Consider the following 17,916-nt stretch of genomic DNA (forward strand, 5'->3'; position numbering starts at 1 on the left):
CCCCGTCAATGACGGGGTTCTTTCGTTTTACCTGCGGGGCGTGCTGGTATGCATCCAGCTGCATATTGGCGAAAGCGTGAGGTCAGGCGGGTGTACTCTCGCCCAGCAGGGTTCTCAGAACGTCGCTAATGGTGATCACGCCCAGCAGTTCACCGCCGCCGTCAATGATCGGCAGGCCGTGCACATCGGCTTCCAGCATGCGGGTCAGGGCGTCACGCATGGGCGTTCCCTCGCGCAGGTACCCGCTGGGTGGGCGCATCAGGTCACGGACTTTCAATTCCGGCAGCAGGAACTGCGCGCCCAGTACGGTGGGGCCGTGCGTTCCCCCGGCGCGGTCCAGGGCGGCCGCCACATCGGTTTCGTGCAGCACGCCGACCAGTGTGGGGCCGTCCATGACCGGCAGGACCCGCAGGCGCGCCACGTGCAGCCGGGCCGCGCCGTCACTGAGGGGGTCGTCGGCGCCCACGGTGATCACGCCCCGCGTCATGTGCTGATCGGCCGACCCCCACTGCAACCGGGGCTGATGCTCCTCGGCGCGCAGCACGTCCGTCAGGGTCAGCATGCCCAGCAGTTCATCTGTGTCGGGTTGCACGACCGGCAGACCGCCCACCCGGCGGTCCAGCATCACGCGGATCGCGGCGGCCAGGGGCGTGCCGGGCGTGGTGGTCAGCGCGGGCCGCCGCATGATCTGGCTGACGCGCACGCGACCCACGCGGTCCGTGAACGCCCAGGCGCTCAGGCCCTCGCTCAGGGCGGGCAGGGCGCGGCGCACCTCGCCGTCCGTGACGATGCCCACCACCCGGCCGGCCTGCACCACGGGCAGGCGTTTCACGCCGAGTTCCTGCATGGCGACCACAGCGGCGCTGAGTAGTTCGTGCGCGCCGATGGTCACGGCGCGGTGGTGCATGGCGTCCTGCACGAGTCTGGGTTCCGGCATGGGGTGAAACCTCCTGCCCGCAGCGTGCGCCGGCCAGATTACAGAGGCATTACGTAGTGGAAGGGTCGGGGAAGATGCGGTCCAGCCACGCGAACCGCTGTCCAAGCAGGGGGAGTTCGAGATGCAGCACGTCATCGGTCAGGCTCATCAGGTAGCGGGTCAGCGAGAAGACATGTACCTGCTTGAACGGTGATTCCTGCGGCAACGGCGAATCCTGTGGCAGCGGCACGGTAGTCCAACTGGTGTCCGTATCGTCGGGATGAACGAGCCACCACAGGCACAGCAGTGGCTCGACCCGGTATTTTTCTCTTTCATATCCGTCGGGTAGCTTCATGCGAGTCAGGACTTTCTGAACGAGTGCTTCCTGAAACTTCGTGTTCTCCTGATCCCAGATCCACCTGTGCCACTGGCGTTGGCCGATCTCGCGGAGTTTCTCTTTCGAGGTGTCTGGCGCGAGATAGACTCCACCGATGGCGTTTCCGCCCCACATCTTGATCTCGGTCTGGTACAGCTTTCCCTGACCGTCGTAAATCCAGGCGTCCAGTCTGGGGCCTTTCTTCGCCCCCGTCGTGACCTTCATGCTCACGCACGCTGCGTCCGGGTGTTTCTGACGCAGGTAATGCAGGATCAGCCCGACCGCCAGCGGTTCGCCAATCAGCCCGGTCATGCCGGTGTGGTGCCCATTGGCGTCCAGATCGCCCGAGTTCATGAACTTCAGCAGTTCCAGGCGGTTCACACTCATGGTTGTGGAGGGCATGCATACAGCATAGGGACCGGGCGTCCAGTGCCGGTCCCCATGTGTCGTGTGTTCTGCCCTCAGATCAGGCTGAGTTCGCTGCCTTCGCCGAGGTGCGCGAGGTGTTCGGGCAGGTTGCCGGGGCGGTCCATGACGATCTGCTCGGCCTTGTAGGAGCTGCGGACCAGGGGGCCGCTGACGACTTCCAGGAAGCCCATGGCCATGGCCTCGTCGCGCAGTTCGTCGAATTCAGCGGGGGAGACGTAGCGCTCGACGGGCAGGTGGTGCATGGTGGGGCGCAGGTACTGCCCGAAGGTCAGGACGTCCACGCCGGCGGCGCGGCAGTCGCGCATGGTCTGCGTGAGTTCCTCGCGGGTTTCGCCCAGGCCGAGCATGATGCTGGTCTTGGTGATGACGTCCGGGCGGGCCTGCTTGGCGTGCGCCAGGACCTTGAGGGTCTGGTCGTAGTCGGCGCGGATGTCGCGGACGGGGTGCGTGAGGCGGCGGACCGTTTCGAGGTTCTGTGCGTAGGTGTCCACGCCGCTGTCGAGCACGAGGTCCACGCAGTGGGGGTTGCCGCCGAAGTCGGGCGTGAGGGCCTCGACGCGCGTTTCGGGGTTGAGTTTCTTGATGGCCTGCACGGTCTTGGCGAAGTGGTACGCGCCGCCGTCGGGCAGGTCGTCACGGTCGACGCTGGTCAGCACGACGTACTTCAGGCCCATGAGTTTGACGCTCTCGGCGACGCCCTGGGGTTCGTCGAGGTCGAGTTTGCCCATGGGGTTGCCGGTGTCCACGGCGCAGAAGCGGCAGGCGCGGGTGCAGATGTGGCCCATCAGCATGAAGGTGGCCGTGCCGCGGCTCCAGCATTCGCCGATGTTGGGGCACATGGCTTCCTCGCACACGGTGTGCAGGCGGTGTTCCTTGACGATCTTGCGGACTTCCGTGAACACCTGCCCGGTGGGGATGGTGACTTTCAGCCACTCGGGTTTCTTCTCGCGGACCGGCACGCTGTCTTTGCGGTAGATGCCGTTCTTGATGAACTTGGGTTCCTTGGGGGTGTTCTCTTGGGTCATGGTCGGTCAGCTCCCCGCTGCGGCGGTGGCCGGCAGCGTCCAGTCGTAGGTGGCGAAGGTGGTGGTGAAGGCGCGGCTCAGGGCGGCCGTGGCTTCCGGGATGGTCACGCGGCGCCCGGTGCCACGCAGGTCGTGCTCGCGTTGCACGCTGGTCATGTGCGTGTCGTCCAGGCCGCACGGGACGATCAGCTCGAAGTGCTGGAGGTTCGTGGTGACGTTCAGTCCCAGGCCGTGCAGGGCCACGTGGCGCTTCACGGCCACGCCGAACGAGGCGATCTTCTGGTCGTACGTGCGGCCGTTGACTTCTCTGGGGTCCACGTACACGCCGGCGTACCCGGGGTTCGGGCGGGCGTCCGGGAGGCCCAGGTCGCTCAGCGCGGCGATGGTGGCCTGTTCCAGCAGGCGCAGGAAGTCCGCGACCCGGCGGCCGACGGGGAAGATGGCGTACGCGACGAGCTGGCCGGGGCCGTGGTAGGTGACGTCGCCGCCGCGTTCGACTTCCAGCACTTCTATGCCCTGTTGGGTCAGGTAGTCGCGCGTGACGATGATGTTGGTTCCTTCACGCGCCTTGCGGCCCAGCGTGAGGACGGGGGGGTGTTCCACGAGCAGCAGGACCGGGCGGCCCCCGGCCACGACCCGCTCGTGGTGTTGTTTCTGAAGGTCCCAGGCGTCCCGGTACGGCGTGACGCCGAGGTCCAGAACGTCGAAGGGGGGGTGCGTCATGCGGCGATTGTACGCCGCGCTGCGGGCCTTTTATCGTGTCGCAGGCGGGTGTTCGGGCTGTATTGACCAGTGATGCTGGTGAATCCTGCGCCCCGCGCTGGTCGGGAGCGTTCGGCCCACCCGGACGGACGAGGCGGGGGCCGGGAGGGACTGCTGCGCTCCCCCTGACCCCCGCCTCCCTCCTGCGAGTTTCAGCTCTGACGCACTTCCCCGGCCTTCTCTTCCATCAGCTGCGCCAGGTCTTCCAGCGCCTGCGCCTGCTCGGTGTTCGAGACGCCCGTTTCCGTCAGTTTGTCCGCCACGGCCTCCCCGATGCGGGTCAGGGCGCTCACCTGTTCCGGCGCGGCCTCATCAAGTTCCGCGATACGCTCCACGAGCTGCTCGCCCGCCGTCCCTAGGGCCTGCGCTTCATCCTGCGCGCTCAACTGCCGCAGCGACGACACGCGCCCCTGGTACTCGGCGCTCACCTGCTCCAGCCGCTGCACCTGCGCCAGCGTATCTGCCTGCACCTGCGCGGCCTGCATGATCGTCTCCAGCGTCTGCACCTGCTCACGCACGTGCCGGTGAATCGCCTGAAGGCGGCCCAGGCTGACCTCGTTCATGGGTGTCCGCGCGACACTCTCCAGCGCCTCGCACACCAGCGTATCCAGCGCCTGCGCCGCCATGACCTGCACCTCGCCGCTCTCCTGAATGTGCTGCAACGCCTCGACCTGCTCGTCCCGCGCCTCGCTCGTGGCGTTCAGCGGCAGCGCCCGCAGCTGCTCGGTCGTCAGGGTCACGACCTGCCGCAGGGCGTCCGTGGCCGCCAGACCCTCACGACCCGCCCGGATGATGGTTTCAAGGACACTGGTCTGCTCCCAGCCGGCCGCGCCCACGTGTTCACGCGCGCGGACCTCTGACACGCGGCGGCGCTGCTGCAGGGACACTTCGCGGACCTCGGCCAGGGAGCCGGCCGCCATTTCAGGCACGGAATTCATGATCCTCAGACTGCCGGTTTCGCCACACTCATAAGGTGACGTCACCTTCACTTGCCTGCCCGGGCCTGCGCCGCGTATACTGTTACGGTCCGGTCGACTGCCCCTGGCGGCGACCTGTTCACCCAGGAGTACGAACGTCTCTGCCCGCAGACAGCGGGACGGTGGGACGGTCCGCTGCCCGAAGGAGCAACCCATGCAGCACGCAATCAAAGCGAACCGTGGCGCCATTCTGCGCGCCGTCGAGCAGCCCCACATCAAGACCGACGCCCCCGATTTCCGCCCCGGCGACACCATCCGCGTGGAAACCAAGGTCGTGGAAGGCACCCGCACCCGCAACCAGGCCTTCGAAGGCGTCGTCATCGCCATCAACGGCTCGGGCAGCCGCAAGAGCTTCACCGTCCGCAAGATCTCCTTCGGTGAAGGCGTCGAGCGCGTGTTCCCGTTCAGCAGTCCCCTGCTGGCCAAGATCACCGTGCTGGAACGCGGCAAGGTCCGCCGCGCCAAGCTGTACTACCTGCGCGACCTGCGCGGCAAGGCAGCCCGCATCAAGAACGACCGCAGCCGCGTGATGAAGGACGCCGCGCGCGCCCAGGCCGAGAAAGCCGCCAAGGCCGCCGCGCCCGCCCCCACCGAAACCGCCGCCCCCGAAACCCAGGGCGAGTAAGCCCCACCGGGCTCAGGCCCACCGGTTTCACCGCGCCGCCCCCAGTCACGGGGGCGGCGCGCTCTTATGTCACCCGGCCTGAGTGCGCCCGGCCCGGCGGATGTGCCCTGCGTCCTCGCGCGCTGCCGGGCGGACGCGCTAGGCTGCCGCGCGTGACCGTGACCCTGCCCGCCGACCTGCCCGTGACCCTGCCGCTCCTGATGGCCTTCGACCTGGACGGCACCCTGATCCCCGACGCGGGCCGCGAGGTGCAGCCCGACGCGGCGCAGGCCCTGGCGCGACTGCGGGCGCTGGGCGTGAAACTGGCCATCATCACAGGACGGGACACGCCGCCGTCGCAGGTGCTGCGGGTCATGCAGCCCGACGCCGTTGCCACGAACAACGGAGGCCGCGTCCTGATCGGAGAGGACCTGCACACCGAGGCCCGCTTCAGTGACGCGGACCTGGAAGCCGCGCTGGCCCACGAACTGAACGGCGCCCGCGTGGTCCTGTTCACCGCCGACGGCCTGTACGTGGACCTGCCGCCCGGCGTGGAACCCGAACCGTGGATGGTGCTGCGCCAGTACCGACCCCTGGCCGACGCGCCGCGCGAAGGCATCCTGAAAGTCGGGTACTACCACCCGCAGGTCGCGGCGTTCGCCGGGCGGCTGCGGACCACGCACCCGCACCTCGTCCTGACCGGCGCGCAGGACCCGTACCCGCACTTCCTGACCGTCACGCCGCAGGGCGCGCACAAGGGAGCGGCCCTGACCCTGATCGCGGACGCCCTGAACGTGCCGCACACGCAGACCGTCGCCTTCGGAGACAGCGACAACGACGAAGCCATGCTGGACGTCGCCGCGTACGCCGTGCAGGTCGGATCACTGCCCCTCCTGACCCCCCACGCCAACGCCCGCGTACCCGAACAGGAGCACCTGGGCGCGTTCCTGCACGCCTGGGCCGACCGGCTGGCTGCCGCCCGCTGAGCGGCGCAGCGGGCCACAGGAAAGGGCAGGGCACTCATCGCCCTGCCCTTTCCTGTGAAGGTCCGCTTCCGGAGCATTGGTCATGAAGTCTGTGTCATAAGCGGGCCGGGCGGGGAAACGTTGCCGGACACGACAGACTGGAACGGCTGCGAAGCAGAGAACGGCTCTGGTTACTTACCGGTCAGCGCGAAGGAATTGAGGATCTCACGGCCCGATTCGATCAGGTCGGCCGGTGCGCCGTTGGGAATCATCAGAGTGACGGTGTACAGGCGGTTGTTCTTAACCGTGAATACCTGTGACCAGCGGACGCCACCGCCTTCGCCGTCCCCGGTGTACGTCCAGAGAATGGCGGGCGTGCCGTTGACGCGGATGGTTTTCTCACCCAGCATCTTCAGTTTCGGCACTTCCTTAATGAGCTGCCCGGCGAACAGGTCCCGGAAGTCGGCCAGAGTCGCCTTGATGGACGGTTCGACGTCCTGCGTGCGGACAGTCACGGTGGGCCGGAGCGCTCCGACCGTCTTGAACGCGAAGGCCACGTCGGTATCCGGAACGTTCTTCAGGGGAGTCCAGCCAGCCGGCACGCGGAGACTGAAGCCCCGGTCGCTCCGGGCCGTGATGGCCTCAATGGTCTTCTGTTCCGCCGTGGTGGGCGCGGCGGCGGGAGCGGTCTGAGCAGACGCCGTACCGGTCAGGGCGGGCGTGGCGAGCAGGGCGAGGGTCAGGAGGGCGCGCTTCATGCGGCTCAGGGTAGTGCCTGAAGGTGAGCCGAATCTGACGCCGCGCCGGGTGTGCGCGGTCCATGGAAGGCGGCCTGGCCTCCCGACAGGTGCAGGTGGTGGGTCAGGCCGGCCGGCGCGTCGGAGGCGCGGTGCGCGACGATCAGCAGGTGCGTGCCGCCGCGCACGAGGTCCGGCAGCAAGCCCAGGAACGCGGCGCGTGACCCGGCATCCAGAAAGTCCAGGCCCTCGTCGAGGATCAGCAGGCGCGGGCGGTGCGCGGCGGCGCGGGCCAGCAGCAGCCGCCGCAACTGCCCCTGCGAGAGCGTGTCGGCCGGGCGGTCCAGCAGGTCCGTGACGTTCAGGACGGCGGCCAGCCGGGTCACCTCGGCGTGCTGCGCGGCGTTCAGGGTGTGCGTGAACCCTTCCGTGCCGTCCCAGGCGCTGCCGATCACGTCCCGGCCGGTCCACTCGCGCCGCTGCCGGATGCCCAGTTCCGCGCTGACCAGTCCCACACCGCGCCGCCGGTCGCTCAGCAGGTCGCGCGTCAGGAAGGGCCGCGTGACCTGCCCGCCCAGGGCGGGGTGCAGTTCCCCGGCGATCAGGCGGGCCAGGGTGCTCTTGCCGCTGCCGTTCTCGCCGGTCACCAGCCAGTGCTGCCCGGCCTGCCACGACCACGTGAGGGGTCCCAGGGCGCGGTGCCCGTTGCGGTAGACCGCCGCGTTCTCCAGGCAGACCAGCTCACGCGGCAGTCCGGCAGTGGGGGGGGAGGGCAGGGCCGGCCAGTCCGGCGCGTCAAGGCGGGTGGGGAGCGTCGTCTCTACGCGCCCGTCCTGCACGCTCAGGGTCCGCCACGGCAGGTCCGGCGCTTCCTCCGGTCGGTGAGAGGCCAGCACGACCGATACGCCCGAGGCGTGCACGGCGGCAATCACGCCGCCCAGCTCCGCGCGGGCCTCGCCGCTCAGGCCGTCCGTGAACTCGTCGAGCAGCAGCAGTTCCGGCGCGGGCATCAATGCCGCGCCCAGCACTGCCCGCCGCCGCTGCCCGTGACTGAGGGTCCGCACGTCCCGCCCCAGCAACGCCCCCAGCCCGGTCAGGGCCGCCACGTCGGCCACGCGCCGCTCCTCGGCAGGAGTGGCCTCCCACAGGTTCAGGCGCTCGCCGCGCGCCGCGCCCAGCAGCAGGTCCCGCACCGTCACCGCCCAGTCGCGCGTCAGGTAGAACGCTTCCGCGTCCGGGCCCACCACCGCCAGGGACCGCCGCGCCCGCACCGCCGACTGCTGCTCCTGCCCGCCCAGCCGGTACACCCGCTCGCCGCGCAGCGGGGCGACCTCGCCCGACAGCAGCCTCAGTAGCGAAGTCTTGCCGCCCCCGTTCGGGCCGCGCAGCAGCAGCGCCTCACCCCGCGCGACCTCCAGCGTCACGCCGCTCAGCAGCGTGCGGCCCCCGGCCACCACCGTCACGTCCTTCAAGGTCACCAGCGCCGTCATGCCCGCGAGTCTAGCGGCCCCGGCGCAGCGCAGACGGCAAACCGCGCACGGCGCCGGGCAGGTGCGTGCTTTGCTGGGGGCATGACCCGCACGCTGCACCTGATCAAGCACGGCCGCCCAGTGACCGACCCGCAGGTGCCCGCGCACGACTGGCCGCTGGCCGACGATGCCCTGACCGGACTGCCCACCCTGCTGGCGGCCCTGCACCCCCGCCCGGACCTCGTGGCGTGCAGTGTGGAACCCAAGGCGCACGCCACCGCGCAGGGACTGGCCGCCGCGTTGGGTGTGCCGCTGCGGCCCATGCAGGGCTTGCACGAGCAACTGCGCTACACGGCCCCCTGGCGACCCGACCCGGCCGGGTTCGAAGCGGACATCCGCCGGGTCTTTCAGTTTCCGGAGCAGGTGGTCAGCGGTGAGGAAAGCGCCCGCGACGCCCTGACACGGTTCACCAATGCCGTCACGGCCGTCATGGCGGCCCACCCGCAGCCGTGCGTGGCCGTCGTGTCGCACGGCACGGTCATCAGCCTGCTCGCCGCCCACCTGACCGGCCGTGACCCCTGGACGGTCTGGCGGGCGCTGCCACTGCTGGGCAGCATGACCGTGCCCTGGCCGTACCAGCCTGCGCAGGGAACCTTCGCGCGGCCCGGCGCGTAAGGAGCGGTACACAGGAGGCATCATGGGATTCACTGTTTTCGTCAGCGTTCTGCTGCTGCTGGTCATCATTACGCTGCTTGCCGGGGTCAAGAGTGTGCCCCAGGGGTACCAGTGGACCCAGGAACGCTTCGGCAAGTTCCAGCGGTCCCTCCACCCCGGCCTGAACCTGATCATTCCGTACATCGACCGGATCGGCCGCAAGGTCAACATGATGGAACAGGTCCTCGACGTGCCCAGCCAGGAAATCATCACCCGCGACAACGCGCTTGTCACCGTGGACGCCGTCGTGTTCTACCAGGTGCTCGACGCCGCCAAGGCCAGTTACGAGGTCGGGAATCTTCAGCAGGCCAGCCTGAACCTCACCATGACCAACATCCGCACCGTGATGGGCAGCATGGACCTTGACGAACTCCTCAGCAACCGCGACCAGATCAATGCCCGCCTGCTCGGCGTGGTGGACGAGGCCACCGCCCCCTGGGGCATTAAGGTCACGCGAATAGAAGTCAAGGACATCAAGCCGCCCGCCGATCTGGTCGCCAGCATGGCCCGCCAGATGAAAGCTGAACGCGAGAAACGCGCCAACATCCTCGACGCCGAGGGCTTCCGGCAGGCCGCCATCCTGAAAGCCGAAGGCGAGAAACAGGCCGAGATCCTGAACGCCGAGGGCCGCCGGCAGGCCGCCTTCCTGGAAGCCGAGGCCCGCGAACGGCAGGCGCAGGCCGAGGCCGAAGCGACCCGCATGGTCAGCGAGGCCATCGCCGCCGGGAACGTGCAGGCCATCAACTACTTCGTCGCGCAGCGGTACGTGGACGCCCTGAAAGAGATCGCCACGGCCCCCAACCAGAAGACGCTGATCCTGCCGGTCGAGGCCGTCAGTGTGCTCGGCAGCTTGCAAGGCATCGCGGAAGTCGCGCGTGAGGCCTTCGGCGGCCGCAAGGACTAGGCGCGTGGACTGGCTGCCCACCCTGGAGCGCGTGCAACCCTGGCACTGGTGGGTGCTGGGCGCGCTGCTGCTGATCCTGGAAGTCGCCGCGCCCGGCGTGTTCTTCGTGTGGCTGGCCCTGGCCTCCTTCGCGCTGGGACTGGTCGTGTTCGTCCTGCCGGTCCCGGTCGCCGTGCAACTGCTGCTGTTCGCGGCCCTGAGCGTTGCCAGCGTCCTGCTGGGCCGACGCTACCTGAGCCGCCTGCTGCCCGACTCGCCCGAGTCGAACGGCCTGAACCTGGGCAGCGGCCGGCTGGTCGGGCAGACCGTGACCGTCACGCAGGCCATCGAGAACGGCGTGGGCCGCGTGCGCGTCGCGGACGGCGAGTGGCGCGCCACCGGCCCCGACACGCCCGCCGGGTCCCGCGTGCTGATCGTCGCGGCCGACGGCGCGACCCTGCACGTCCGTGAGGTCAACGGCACCTGGACCTGAGCTGATTCAGAGAATGCGGCACGCGGCCAGGGCATCTGCTCTGGCCGCGCCTGCTGTTCTCCCGGTCTACGTGCCGCGCCGCACCGGGTACAGCCAGGGCCGCAGCGTCCGTGACAGCAGTGGCAGCACCGGCCAGTTCAGGAAGATGGTGGACAGCGTGGCGGTCGCCAGCGTGGCCGCCCAGGCGGGCCAGTCGCCCGTCACGGGAGCCAGCAGCCACGCGAACAGCATGATCAGCGGGTACACGCCCACCACGCCCACCAGCACGTTCTTCCACAGCGGCGGCGCCGGCAGCCGCGAGGGCCGGTCGAACCACGCCTCCAGCCCCTGCGCCTCGCGGTACTCGACCTCGCCCGCTGTGAAGCGGTCCAGTTCCGTCAGCGCCTCGCGGTAGGCGGGCGATGACCGCCACGCCTCCAGCGACGCCCGGTCCCGGAAGCGCACCAGCGTCACGTACTCCGCGACCGGCCCGCTCAGGTCCCGCAGGACATGCAGCCCCACGAAACCCGGCCGCGCCCCCTGAAGGACGTGCAGGCGGCGTGCCCAGGCCTCGTACGCCTCCAGCTGCGAGCGGCGCACCCGCTCGGTGACGACCAGGGTGATGCCCGTCCCGGTCGGGGGAGCGCTGGTGGGTGAAGGATCGGGAGTGGCGGGGTCAAGGTGGGCAGACATCAGCCCCGCAGTCTACCGTATCCGGCCTCCACGCCCCATCCGGGGATACAAGAAACCCCCGCCCGAACAGGGGGCGGGGGTCGCAGCAGTCCGTGATTCAGCGCTTGCTGAACTGAGGAGCGCGGCGGGCCTTCTTCAGGCCGTACTTCTTACGCTCGACTTCACGGGGATCGCGGGTCAGCAGGCCCTTGGGCTTCAGCTGGGTGCGGAAGTCAGGGTTGACCTTCAGCAGCGCGCGGGCAATGCCCAGTTTGATAGCGTCGGCCTGACCGGTAGGGCCGCCGCCGACAACGGTGATCACGGCGTCGTAACGGCCGGCAGTGCCGGTCTCACGGAACGCCTGGAGGGCGTGCACGGCGCGCAGCAGACCACGGAAGTAGGTCTGGAACTCTTTGCCGTTCACGATGATCTTGCCTTCGCCAGGGCGGAGGAACACGCGGGCCACGGCGGTCTTGCGGCGGCCGGTACCGTAGAACTGTTCAGGTTGCTGAATCGCCATGATTATTTGACCTCGAGCGTCTGGGGTTTCTGGGCGGCGTGGGGGTGCGTCTCGCCGGCGTACACCTTCAGGCGGGGGTGCATGGCGCGGCCCTGACGGCCCTTGGGCAGCATGCCGAACACGGCGTGCTCAATGACGCGCTCGGGGTGCTTCTTCAGCGCCTCACGGGCGGTTTCCGTCTTCAGGCCGCCCTGGTAGCCGCTGTAACGGGTGTAGACCTTGCCGTCGAGTTTGTTGCCGGTCAGGGCGACCTTCTCGGCGTTCAGCACGACCACGAAGTCGCCCTGAATCATGTTCGGCGTGAAGTCGGGGCGGTGCTTACCACGAATGCGGCTCGCAATCAGCGTCGCCAGGCGGCCCAGGGGCACGTTCGCTGCGTCGACAACGACCCAGTTCTGCTCGTCATTTTTGGGGATGTAGGTTTTCACCGTGAAACTCCATGAAGATGGGATTTGGCTGCGACACACCCCGCTCCGACGGGGAGACGAAAACGTGTGTGTCCGGGTGCCTCCCGGTCGCCTCGGCCCTACCAAGCACGAGACACTAAAGGCAAGGCTATCAGAAAACGGGGTCCGGGGGCAAGTGCCGGGCCGGAATGCGCGGCGCTGCAGTCAGGTTGACGCCGGATAAATACAGCCGTGGGTAGCCCAGTTTTCTCTTGCCGCCACTGGCGTCACTGATCTCTCCGGAATGCAGGGGCGCGCCTGTCTCGTCTTCCCAGGTACAGACTGGACACACTTCTTGCACTCTCTGGCAGGGGTGGGGGTCAGCAGGCGCAGGCGATCTCTCTGGTCACGCCTCTGTCAGGGCTTCCATGCCCAGGCGGTAGCCCAGGAAGCCCAGGCCGCTGATCTTGCCGCGGCACACGGCGGCCGTGACGCTTTTATGCCGGAATTCCTCGCGGGCGTCCACGTTACTGATATGCACCTCGATGACCGGCAGGGGTTGCCCGGCGATGGCGTCGCGCAGCGCGTAACTGTAGTGGGTGAGCGCGCCGGGGTTGATGACCACGCCGCTGAAGCCCTGTTCCTGCGCCTCGTGAATCCATTCGATCAGTTGACCTTCGTAGTTGCTCTGGCGGCAGGTGACAGACGTGCCGAGTTCCGCGCCCCAGCTTTCGCACTGCCGTTCGAGGTCTTCGAGGGTCTGGGAGCCGTACACGCCGGGTTCACGCAGGCCGAGGCGGTTGAGGTTGGGGCCGTTCAGCACGAGCAGCATGGCCTCAGCCTACCGCCCCGGTGGGTCAGGTGGGCGCGGGGTTGTGCAGCGGGGCGGCATGTGTGGTCACGGGGGTCAGTCCCAGGTCCGCGAGGTCCGCCTGCCAGCCCGTGAATTCGTTTCTCAGGACGCTCTCGGGCACGCGGGTCAGGTACGGGTCGGCCAGGGCGCGCAGCAGCACGAAGCGCACGCCGTCCGCGTCGGCTTTCTTGTCGCGTGCCATGAACGGGGCCACGTCCTCGTAGGTCAGGGCAGGCAGGGGAGACGGCCGCTGCCAGCGCAGGAACGCCCGCGTGTGAGCGGTCAGGTCCTCGCCGCCCAGCGCCAGCGAGAGCCGCGCGGCGTAATGGAGGCCGTACCCGACCGCGTCGCCGTGCGCCGCGCCGTGATGCGTGACGGCTTCCAGCGCGTGCGCCAGCGTGTGCCCGAAGTTCAGGTAGGCCCGCTCGCCCCGTTCGGTCAGGTCGCGGGTCACCACGCCGGCCTTCACGGCGATCGCGTCGGCCAGGGTGTCTTCCAGCAGTGCGCCGCCAGGCCGGAACTCGGGGTCCAGCACGCGCGCCAGCAGGCTGGGGTCACTGATCAGGCCGTGCTTGAACGCCTCGGCGGCGCCCTCGCGGAACACCGCGCCGGGCAGGGTGGACAGAGTGCGGGTATCGCACCACACGGCTCGCGGTGGCCAGAACGCCCCCACCAGATTCTTGCCTTCCGGCAGGTTCACGCCGGTCTTGCCGCCCACCGCGGCGTCCACCATGCCCAGCAGCGTGGTCGGCAGGGTGTAGAACGCCACGCCCCGCAGGTAACTCGCGGCCGCGAAGCCCGCCAGGTCGGTCGCGGCCCCACCGCCCAGGCCCACGACCGCGCCGTCACGGGGAATGTTCGCCCCGGCCAGCCTCGACAGCACGCCGCCGAGCACGTCCAGGGTCTTGCAGTCGTCACGGGCGGGCACCTCGATGGTCAGGGCCGGGTTCAGGGCGGCCTGCACCTGCGCCACGAACTCGCGTGGCAGGTCCACCGGATGAATGAGTGCCACGTGCCGCTCCGGGACGCTCAGGCCAGCCAGCAGGTCCGCGCCGACCGTGACCGTGTAGGCACCGGGCTCTCCGGCGTGGCCGACCTCAATCCGCCGCACGGTGATCCCCCCCGGCGCCACCCTCGGGCGCGGCGGCGGCCCAGGCGTGCTGCACGTCCGCCCAGTCCCACAGCCGCTCGATGATCTCCTCGACGATTTCCTCGCTGGGCCGCCCGTCGCTGTGCACGTGAATGGTGCCCTGCCGGTACACCGGTTCGCGTTCATCCATCATCGAGCGGATGGTCGAGAGGGGATCCTCGACGCGCAGCAGCGGCCGGTCGCTGTGCTTGGTGCGCTGGTACACCGTTTCCGGCGTGGCCCACAACACCACGACCGGGCCGCGCTCCAGCAGCTGACGGCGGTTCTCCTCCTGAATGAAGGTCCCGCCGCCCAGGCTGATCACCGCGTGCTCCAGGCGCGTGACGCGGTGCACGACCTCGTGCTCGCAGGCCCGGAAGTACCCCTCGCCCTCCTGCTCGAACACCTCGGGGATGGTCTTGCCCACCACCCGCGTGATCAGCTTGTCGGTATCCACGAAGTGCAGCGCCAGCGCCCGCGACAGCTCCCAGCCGATGCGGCTTTTCCCGGTCCCCATGAAACCGGCCAGAGCCACCCACGACACGGGGCGCTCAATGAGGCCGGAACTGAACATGGGGGACAGTGTAAGGGAATCCCCGGCGAGCGGCGTGACGGATGCACCCTCCGTGAGCGCCACCTCCGGCGGAAGTTCCCGCAGGTGCCCGTTCAGGCCGTCCTCCAGGCCCGCCAGGAAGGCCGCCAGTGCCCCCGCGCCTGCCTGCTGCGTGTCGCTCAGCACGCGCCCGCCTCAGTACGCCTGGGCGAAGGCGCGGGCCGCCGCCACGCGCTCCTGCAATTCGGGCAGGGTATCGCCGCCGAACTTCTCCAGCATCGCCTCGGCCAGCACCCAGCCCACCGCGCACTGCAACACCACGCCCGCCGCCGGAACGGCCGTCGTATCACTGCGCTCACGGGCCGCGTCGGACGGCTCGTGCGACACCACGTTCACGGTCGGCAGCGGCTTCATCAGCGTGGCGATGGGTTTCATGGCGACCCGCACGATCAGCTCCTCGCCGTTCGTCATGCCGGCCTCCAGCCCACCCGCGCCGTTCGTGTCACGCGCGTACGTCCCGTCCCGGTAGTACACCGCGTCATGCACGCCACTGCCGGGGCGAGTGGCGTTCTCGAAGGCCCGGCCGATCTCCACGCCCTTCATGGCCTGCACGCTCAGGCACGCCTGCGCGATCCGCCCGTCCAGCTTGCGGTCGTAATGCACGAACGACCCCAGCCCCACCGGCAGGCCCCGGAACCGGACCTCCAGAATGCCGCCCAGCGTATCGCCGTCCTTCTTGGCCTGATCGATCCGTTCGCGCATCTGCCCGGCGGCGTCCGCGTCCGGCGTGCGCAGGTCGCTGTCCTCGATCACGTCCAGCGCGTCCCAAGAGAACGGCTGCCGCGTCTCGATGCCCGCCAGGTTCGCCACGTAGTTCGCGCCCTGCACACCCAGCTCGCCCAGTAGTTTCAGGGCCACGCTGCCCACCGCCACGCGCGCCGCCGTTTCACGCGCACTGGCGCGCTCCAGCACGTCCCGCAGGTCCTTGTGCCGGTACTTGATACCGCCCGTCAGGTCCGCGTGACCGGGCCGCGCGTCCGTCAGTGACTTCTTGCGAGGCTCGCCGCCCGGCTCGGGCGACATGATCTCCGTCCAGTTCCGGTGATCCTTGTTCGCAATGGCCAGCGTGACCGGCGCGCCCGTCGTGCGGCCCGCCCGCACGCCACTCAGGATCTCGGCCTCGTCCGTCTCGATGACCATGCGCCGGCCCCGGCCGTACCCACCCTGCCGCTTTCGCAGCCACGGGTCGATATCACCCTTGCCCAGATTCAACTGCGCAGGCAGCCCCTCGATGATGGCCGTCAATTGCGGCCCGTGCGACTCCCCGGCGGTCAAGTACCTCATACCACCGGACTGTAGCGCCCCTCCGCGCCCCGCACGGCAGGCATGACCAAACAAACACGCCCCCCGGGCCGCAGCGCGCGGCGAGGGGGGCAGAGTGGACGCGAGGGGTTACTTGACGACGTTCCCCGTGATGACCACCAGCAGCTGCGTCGTCTCCTTCTTGGTGGCTTCCTTGCCGAACAGTCCGCCGATCACCGGGATGGTCGACAGGAACGGCACGCCGTCGCGGTTGGTCGACTCGGTATTCTTCAGCAGCCCGCTGAGCAGCAGTGTCTCGCCGCTCTTGAAGGTCAGGGTCGTCTGAGCCTCGCTGTTCACGAACTGCAGCAGGTTCGGCACGGTATCCGCCGTGATGGCCGTGCGCAGATCGTTGATCTGGCCGCGCACCCGCATGGTGATCGTGCCGTCCGGCGCGACCTGCGGATCGAAGAAGTCCAGGTTCACGCCGTAATCGATCTGCTTCTGAATGGGTGCCACGTTCGCCGCCGTCGAGGGAATGTTCAGCTCCAGTCGCCCGCCGCTCTTGATGGTGGCAGCCGCCGAACCCGAGGCATTCTGGGTGCTGGTGCCGCTGCCCAGGGACCGCTGACCGCTCTGCATGGTGATTGCGCCGTCGTACACGCTCTTGCTCAGGCCCTGGCCCTGCAGGGTGTTCAGGGTCGCGCCCAGGTTGAAGCCCACCAGACTGCGCGTCGGATCGAAGGCCGCGCCCAGCCCGCCGCTGCCCGCGCTGACCGTGAAGCCCCCGAAGCCCGCTTTCCAGTCCATGCCCAGACTGCGGCTGGCGGTCTCCGTGACCTCCTGAATGCGCACCTGCACGTTGATCTGCGGTACCCGCTGATCCAAGTTCGGGATCAGTTCGGCCACCTGCGCCACCTGATCCGCCGTGCCGCGCACGATCAGGGTGTTCGTCCGCTTGTCCGCAATGATCGACGCGGTGGCGGCCTTGGTGTCGGTCGCCGCCGTGCCGGTGCCGGTCGTGCTGGACACAGGGTTCAGCGGCGCGTTCGCCAGCGCCCCCGTCGTGTACGGCTGCCCGGTCGTCGGGTCGATCAGCGTGGCGTTCGGCACGATGGAAGTGCTGCTCAGTTCACGGGCCAGCGCACCTTCCAGGGTCGCCTTGACTTCCTCGGCGCTGGCGTTCACCAGCTGGAAGACCCGCTGCGTGATCTGCGCACCAGCCACCACGGGCGAGGTGCGGTCCACCTGACCCAGCAGGGTCACGGCGGCGTCCAGCTGGTTCTGCGGTCCCGTGATCACCAGTTGCCCGGTCTGCCCGACTGGCGTGACCTTCAGGCCCGGGTACTGCGCAGCCAGCACGGCCACGATGTCGGCCTGCGCGCCCTTCACGGCGTACACGCGCTGCACGGTCTGCGTTTCGGTGGTGGTCGCGCTGGTCCCGGCCCCAGGGGTGCTGTCCAGTTGCCCCAGCAGGCGCGTGACCTCGGCCACTTCCTTGTTCGTGCCGCGAATGATCACGCTGTTGCTGCGCACGTCCGGAATGATCCGCAGGGTCGCGGAATCCAGTTTCACGTCCGCCAGGGTGCGCAGGACGCCGGTCGTGTTGCCCTGCGCGTCCTTCTGCGGCGTTTCGCTGTAGGTGGGCGTCCCGAAGAACAGTTTCACCTGTTGTGAGGCCTGCGTGGCGTCCGCGTTCTTCAGGGTCACGTTGCGCTGGATGGGCGTGTTGCTGACGCGCAGGACCGGTTCGCCGCTCAGGCGCACCACGTCGTAGCTCAGGCCGTACACGTCCATCAGCAGCGGCCAGACCTCATTGAAGGGTTTGTTCTGGAAGGAGTACACGACCGGGCGGGCCGTGCCCGTCGCGGCGGCCGTACCGGCGGTGCCGGTGCCTGCCTCGGTGGTGGGGGCCGCCGTACCGGCCGCCGAGGGCAGCGCGTCCACGTTGGTATCCAGGATCAGGCCGTACCCGGCTGCCTTGGCCAGCGCGGCCAGCAGGCTCGACAGCGGCCCGCCGTACCGGCCGATCTCGATGGTCACGTTCGCGCCGGACAGCGCGCCGTCGGCCACGGTGCTGGTCTGTGCGGCCGGGGTGGCGGGAGAGGTCTGCGCGGTGGCCATGCCCAGCGCGGCGGTCAGCAGGAGGAATGCGAAGCGTTTAGTCATGGC

At 68.9% G+C, this 17,916-nt stretch carries 20 protein-coding genes; 5 read left to right on the forward strand and 15 right to left on the reverse strand.

Translation table 11 applies throughout. The features are described from left to right. Nucleotides 1–82 precede the first annotated feature (82 nt). From M8445_RS09870 to M8445_RS09890, 5 genes are all read right to left on the reverse strand, one after another. Nucleotides 83–937 (reverse strand): CBS domain-containing protein, encoded by an 855-nt coding sequence (locus M8445_RS09870; RefSeq protein WP_273987601.1) that lies wholly within the window; start codon nt 935–937, stop codon nt 83–85. 49 nt (nt 938–986) lie between these two features. Beyond that, nucleotides 987–1,694 (reverse strand): hypothetical protein, encoded by a 708-nt coding sequence (locus M8445_RS09875; RefSeq protein ID WP_273987602.1) that lies wholly within the window; start codon nt 1,692–1,694, stop codon nt 987–989. A 59-nt stretch (nt 1,695–1,753) separates the two neighbouring features. Next, on the reverse strand, nt 1,754–2,746 hold the full coding sequence (lipA, locus tag M8445_RS09880; RefSeq protein ID WP_273987603.1) for a lipoyl synthase: 993 nt from the start codon (nt 2,744–2,746) through the stop codon (nt 1,754–1,756). 6 nt (nt 2,747–2,752) lie between these two features. Then, nucleotides 2,753–3,469: a lipoyl(octanoyl) transferase LipB gene (gene lipB, locus M8445_RS09885; protein ID WP_273987604.1), complete on the reverse strand. Its 717-nt coding sequence runs from the start codon at nt 3,467–3,469 to the stop codon at nt 2,753–2,755. A 191-nt stretch (nt 3,470–3,660) separates the two neighbouring features. Next, complete coding sequence (locus tag M8445_RS09890; protein WP_273987605.1) at nt 3,661–4,446, reverse strand: hypothetical protein; 786 nt, start codon at nt 4,444–4,446, stop codon at nt 3,661–3,663. 193 nt (nt 4,447–4,639) lie between these two features. Here M8445_RS09890 and rplS point away from each other — a divergent pair, with 193 nt between their 5' ends. Next, nucleotides 4,640–5,110, forward strand: coding sequence for a 50S ribosomal protein L19 (rplS, locus tag M8445_RS09895; RefSeq protein ID WP_273987606.1), 471 nt, complete (start codon nt 4,640–4,642; stop codon nt 5,108–5,110). Nucleotides 5,111–5,262: 152 nt separating this feature from the next. Then, nucleotides 5,263–6,075 (forward strand): HAD hydrolase family protein, encoded by an 813-nt coding sequence (locus tag M8445_RS09900; protein WP_273987607.1) that lies wholly within the window; start codon nt 5,263–5,265, stop codon nt 6,073–6,075. Between the two features lie 170 nt (nt 6,076–6,245). Here the strand turns inward: M8445_RS09900 and M8445_RS09905 are convergent, their stop codons facing one another. Further along, a complete protein-coding gene (locus tag M8445_RS09905) occupies nt 6,246–6,812 on the reverse strand; it encodes a PsbP-related protein (RefSeq protein ID WP_273987608.1) in 567 nt (188 codons plus the stop codon). A gap of 5 nt (nt 6,813–6,817) precedes the next feature. Further along, a complete protein-coding gene (locus M8445_RS09910) occupies nt 6,818–8,281 on the reverse strand; it encodes an ATP-binding cassette domain-containing protein (RefSeq protein ID WP_273987609.1) in 1,464 nt (487 codons plus the stop codon). Nucleotides 8,282–8,362: 81 nt separating this feature from the next. Here M8445_RS09910 and M8445_RS09915 point away from each other — a divergent pair, with 81 nt between their 5' ends. From M8445_RS09915 to M8445_RS09925, 3 genes are read left to right on the forward strand one after another with little or no spacing between them, the layout of a single operon-like run. Then, complete coding sequence (locus M8445_RS09915; protein WP_273987610.1) at nt 8,363–8,935, forward strand: histidine phosphatase family protein; 573 nt, start codon at nt 8,363–8,365, stop codon at nt 8,933–8,935. Between the two features lie 22 nt (nt 8,936–8,957). Then, on the forward strand, nt 8,958–9,878 hold the full coding sequence (locus tag M8445_RS09920) for an SPFH domain-containing protein (RefSeq protein ID WP_273987611.1): 921 nt from the start codon (nt 8,958–8,960) through the stop codon (nt 9,876–9,878). Between the two features lie 4 nt (nt 9,879–9,882). Beyond that, complete coding sequence (locus M8445_RS09925) at nt 9,883–10,350, forward strand: NfeD family protein (protein WP_273987612.1); 468 nt, start codon at nt 9,883–9,885, stop codon at nt 10,348–10,350. A gap of 66 nt (nt 10,351–10,416) precedes the next feature. Here the strand turns inward: M8445_RS09925 and M8445_RS09930 are convergent, their stop codons facing one another. From M8445_RS09930 to M8445_RS09965, 8 genes are all read right to left on the reverse strand, one after another. After that, on the reverse strand, nt 10,417–11,022 hold the full coding sequence (locus tag M8445_RS09930) for an antibiotic biosynthesis monooxygenase (RefSeq protein WP_273987613.1): 606 nt from the start codon (nt 11,020–11,022) through the stop codon (nt 10,417–10,419). Between the two features lie 97 nt (nt 11,023–11,119). Next, the gene (rpsI, locus tag M8445_RS09935) at nt 11,120–11,521 is read right to left on the reverse strand and encodes a 30S ribosomal protein S9 (RefSeq protein WP_189063470.1); all 402 of its coding nucleotides are present in this window, start codon (nt 11,519–11,521) and stop codon (nt 11,120–11,122) included. 2 nt (nt 11,522–11,523) lie between these two features. After that, nucleotides 11,524–11,949, reverse strand: a complete 426-nt coding sequence (gene rplM, locus M8445_RS09940; protein ID WP_189063469.1) for a 50S ribosomal protein L13 — start codon at nt 11,947–11,949, stop codon at nt 11,524–11,526. A 364-nt stretch (nt 11,950–12,313) separates the two neighbouring features. Beyond that, nucleotides 12,314–12,739, reverse strand: a complete 426-nt coding sequence (gene aroQ, locus M8445_RS09945; protein WP_273987614.1) for a type II 3-dehydroquinate dehydratase — start codon at nt 12,737–12,739, stop codon at nt 12,314–12,316. 25 nt (nt 12,740–12,764) lie between these two features. Then, nucleotides 12,765–13,871, reverse strand: a complete 1,107-nt coding sequence (gene aroB, locus M8445_RS09950; protein ID WP_273987615.1) for a 3-dehydroquinate synthase — start codon at nt 13,869–13,871, stop codon at nt 12,765–12,767. Continuing rightward, nucleotides 13,858–14,547: a shikimate kinase gene (locus M8445_RS09955; protein WP_273990879.1), complete on the reverse strand. Its 690-nt coding sequence runs from the start codon at nt 14,545–14,547 to the stop codon at nt 13,858–13,860. The genes aroB and M8445_RS09955 overlap by 14 nt, the downstream gene beginning before the upstream one ends. 90 nt (nt 14,548–14,637) lie before the next feature. Beyond that, nucleotides 14,638–15,786, reverse strand: a complete 1,149-nt coding sequence (gene aroC, locus M8445_RS09960; RefSeq protein WP_273987616.1) for a chorismate synthase — start codon at nt 15,784–15,786, stop codon at nt 14,638–14,640. Between the two features lie 108 nt (nt 15,787–15,894). Next, nucleotides 15,895–17,913, reverse strand: a complete 2,019-nt coding sequence (locus M8445_RS09965; protein ID WP_273987617.1) for a secretin N-terminal domain-containing protein — start codon at nt 17,911–17,913, stop codon at nt 15,895–15,897. Nucleotides 17,914–17,916 lie beyond the last annotated feature (3 nt).

Origin of the sequence: Deinococcus aquaticus, from assembly GCF_028622095.1 — a bacterium.
GTDB classification, from domain to species: domain Bacteria; phylum Deinococcota; class Deinococci; order Deinococcales; family Deinococcaceae; genus Deinococcus; species Deinococcus aquaticus.

Excerpts from the sequence above, each read along its gene's own strand:
- aroC (WP_273987616.1), bottom strand. The coding sequence starts at position 15,786 with ATGAGGTACTTGACCGCCGGGGAGTCGCACGGGCCGCAATTGACGGCC.
- M8445_RS09965 (WP_273987617.1), bottom strand. The coding sequence starts at position 17,913 with ATGACTAAACGCTTCGCATTCCTCCTGCTGACCGCCGCGCTGGGCATG.
- M8445_RS09875 (WP_273987602.1), bottom strand. The coding sequence starts at position 1,694 with ATGCCCTCCACAACCATGAGTGTGAACCGCCTGGAACTGCTGAAGTTC.
- M8445_RS09910 (WP_273987609.1), bottom strand. The coding sequence starts at position 8,281 with ATGACGGCGCTGGTGACCTTGAAGGACGTGACGGTGGTGGCCGGGGGC.
- M8445_RS09920 (WP_273987611.1), top strand. The coding sequence starts at position 8,958 with ATGGGATTCACTGTTTTCGTCAGCGTTCTGCTGCTGCTGGTCATCATT.
- M8445_RS09870 (WP_273987601.1), bottom strand. The coding sequence starts at position 937 with ATGCCGGAACCCAGACTCGTGCAGGACGCCATGCACCACCGCGCCGTG.
- M8445_RS09915 (WP_273987610.1), top strand. The coding sequence starts at position 8,363 with ATGACCCGCACGCTGCACCTGATCAAGCACGGCCGCCCAGTGACCGAC.
- lipA (WP_273987603.1), bottom strand. The coding sequence starts at position 2,746 with ATGACCCAAGAGAACACCCCCAAGGAACCCAAGTTCATCAAGAACGGC.
- lipB (WP_273987604.1), bottom strand. The coding sequence starts at position 3,469 with ATGACGCACCCCCCCTTCGACGTTCTGGACCTCGGCGTCACGCCGTAC.
- aroQ (WP_273987614.1), bottom strand. The coding sequence starts at position 12,739 with ATGCTGCTCGTGCTGAACGGCCCCAACCTCAACCGCCTCGGCCTGCGT.
- M8445_RS09905 (WP_273987608.1), bottom strand. The coding sequence starts at position 6,812 with ATGAAGCGCGCCCTCCTGACCCTCGCCCTGCTCGCCACGCCCGCCCTG.
- M8445_RS09930 (WP_273987613.1), bottom strand. The coding sequence starts at position 11,022 with ATGTCTGCCCACCTTGACCCCGCCACTCCCGATCCTTCACCCACCAGC.
- rpsI (WP_189063470.1), bottom strand. The coding sequence starts at position 11,521 with ATGGCGATTCAGCAACCTGAACAGTTCTACGGTACCGGCCGCCGCAAG.
- rplS (WP_273987606.1), top strand. The coding sequence starts at position 4,640 with ATGCAGCACGCAATCAAAGCGAACCGTGGCGCCATTCTGCGCGCCGTC.
- M8445_RS09890 (WP_273987605.1), bottom strand. The coding sequence starts at position 4,446 with ATGAATTCCGTGCCTGAAATGGCGGCCGGCTCCCTGGCCGAGGTCCGC.